Origin of the sequence: Rhodococcus sp. As11, assembly GCF_048957735.1 — a bacterium.
Classification (GTDB): Bacteria; Actinomycetota; Actinomycetes; order Mycobacteriales; family Mycobacteriaceae; genus Rhodococcus; species Rhodococcus gordoniae.
Genome location: NZ_JARDJE010000047.1, coordinates 1 through 2420, shown reverse-complemented (window position 1 = coordinate 2420; position 2420 = coordinate 1). Strand labels below are relative to the sequence as shown.

The 2420-nt window shown below is 67.2% G+C and carries 2 protein-coding genes; both read left to right on the top strand.

Annotation, left to right across the window (positions count from 1 at the left end; translation table 11 throughout):
* Positions 1 to 139: 139 nt before the first annotated feature.
* Complete coding sequence (locus PV766_RS23990; protein WP_421098115.1) at positions 140 to 1516, top strand: IS21/IS408/IS1162 family transposase; 1377 nt, start codon at positions 140 to 142, stop codon at positions 1514 to 1516.
* The gene (gene istB / locus PV766_RS23985) at positions 1513 to 2358 is read left to right on the top strand and encodes an IS21-like element helper ATPase IstB (RefSeq protein ID WP_159419419.1); all 846 of its coding nucleotides are present in this window, start codon (positions 1513 to 1515) and stop codon (positions 2356 to 2358) included. Before PV766_RS23990 ends, istB begins: the two co-directional genes overlap by 4 nt.
* Positions 2359 to 2420 lie beyond the last annotated feature (62 nt).

The window sequence follows — 2420 nt, the reverse complement described above, 5'->3', positions numbered from 1 at the left end:
GTGACGGCGCTCGCTGAAATTCCTCAGTAACGCTCATTGAAATTCCCCACCCGTGTGGCACCGCCAATGAGGGCGGGTCTCCTCCGATGCTGATGGTCTCTGACCACGCATCAGCCAGTCGAAGGAGACCCGCATTCTCATGCTGACATGGGAGGACGATGTGGAAGTACACGCCCTACGCAAACGAGGTTGGACGATCTCGGCGATCGCCCGTCACACCGGCCGCGACCGCAAGACCATCCGGGCCTATCTGAACAACGAACGCACCCCTGGGGTGCGCAAACGCACCGAACCCGACCCGTTCGAACCGTTCGTCGACTACATCACCTGCCGGCTGCGGGAAGATCCGCATCTCTGGGCGCGGACCCTGTGCGACGAACTCGAAGACCTCGGCTACCGGATGTCCTATCAGACGCTGACCCGGCAGATCCGCGACCGCGAACTCCGGCCGGTGTGTGAGCACTGCGCGAACGCGACCGACCGAGCGAACGCGGTCATCGAACATCCACCCGGTGAGGAAACCCAGTGGGACTGGGTCGATCTGCCGAACCCACCGGCCTCTTGGGGGTGGGGGTCGATGGCGCATCTGCTGGTCGGCTCGCTGGCGCATTCGGGGCGCTGGCGCGGGGTCTTGGCGCCGGCGATGACCCAGCCGCATCTGGTCGACGGTCTCGATCGCATCTGCCGCGGACTCGGTGGCCTGACCCGTAGTTGGCGCTTCGACCGGATGGCCACGGTCTGTCATCCCGACAGCGGGCGGATGACCGCCAGCTTCGCCGGCGTCGCGAAACACTACGGCGTGACGGTGACGATCTGTCCGGCTCGGGCCGGCAACCGCAAAGGCGTCGTCGAGAAGGCCAACCACACTGCTGCCCAACGTTGGTGGCGCACCCTGCCCGACGACGTCACCGTCGAGCAGGCGCAGGCGAGGTTGGACGAGTTCTGCCGGGTGCGCAGCGACACCCGACCCCGCCGCACCGCCGACGGACGCACCACCGTGGGCGCCCTGGCCGCCGCCGAAGCGTTGTCGCCGCCGCCGACAGTGCCGTATCCGGCGATCCTCACCGAGTCCCGGGTCGTGTCGCGGCAGGCGTTGGTGTCCTATCGCGGCAACCGGTATTCGGTGCCGCCGGAGTTGGCGTCGGCGCAGGTGACCGTCACCCGGGTGCTCGGAGCGGAGGTCATCGACATCGTCACCGGCTCGCAGATCACCATCGCGCGACACCGCCTGGCGCCGGACGGAGCCGGGGTGATGGTCCGCGACCACGGGCACGTCCATGCGCTCGAACAGGTCGCGATGGCCGCCGCCGGAACCGGTGGTCGCCCGCACCGCCGCAAAGAACGGATCCCACCGGGACCTGAGGCTCTCGAGGCGGCACAAGCACTGCGCCGCCGCACCACCGAGGCTGCAGCGTCGTCCGATGAATCCGACTCGGTGTCGGCAGGGACCACATCGACCGTGATCGATCTGTCGACCTACGAGCGGGCCGCTCGAGGAAGGAACACCCTCGCATGAACAGCACACCGGCCACGACGGACCCGATCCCGCCGCCGAACACCGGCGAGGCAGCCAGTCTCTACCAGCGGTTGCGCGGTCATCTGGCCGTGCTCAAACTGCACGACGCCGCCGAAGCCCTGCCGTCGGTGCTCGACCGGGCCCAGAAGGACAACCTGTCGATGACCGCCGCCCTCGAGCAGTTGCTGGCGATCGAGGTCGACGCCACCGAGGCCCGTCGGTTGGCCGGCCGGCTGCGGTTCGCCTGCCTGCCGACGCCGGCCTCGTTGGAGGACTTCGACTTCGATGCCGCCCCGAACCTGGACCGACGGCTCATCGCCGAACTCGGGACCTGCCGGTTCCTGGAAACGGCGACGAATGTGCTGCTCATCGGCCCGCCCGGGGTCGGGAAGACGCACCTGTCGGTAGGTTTGGCCCGCGCTGCGGTCCATGCCGGGTATCGCACCTATTTCACCACCGCCGCCGACCTCGCCGCTCGTTGTCATCGCGCCGCGATCGAGGGTCGGTGGGCGACAACGATGCGGTTCTTCGCCGGACCGACCCTGCTGGTGATCGACGAACTCGGTTATCTTCCGTTGCCCGGGGAGGCGGCATCGGCGTTGTTTCAGGTTGTTGCGCAACGCTATCTGAAGACCTCGATCGTCATGACCACCAACCGCGGCGTCGGGGAATGGGGTGAGGTCCTCGGTGACACGACCGTGGCCGCCGCCATGCTCGACCGACTCCTCCACCGATCCGTGGTGCTCAACCTCGACGGTGATTCCTACCGGCTGCGCGATCATCACGCACGCTCGGAGAACCTCCGCAAAGCCACCACCGGAACCCGACAACCGCTACAGTGAACACCGCTCACGGCTGGGGATTTTCGTTGAGCACAACTGGGGAGTTTCCCTGAGCCTCGTCA

Coding starts and splice junctions, on each gene's coding strand:
- istB (WP_159419419.1), top strand. CDS start 1,513: ATGAACAGCACACCGGCCACGACGGACCCGATCCCGCCGCCGAACACC.
- PV766_RS23990 (WP_421098115.1), top strand. CDS start 140: ATGCTGACATGGGAGGACGATGTGGAAGTACACGCCCTACGCAAACGA.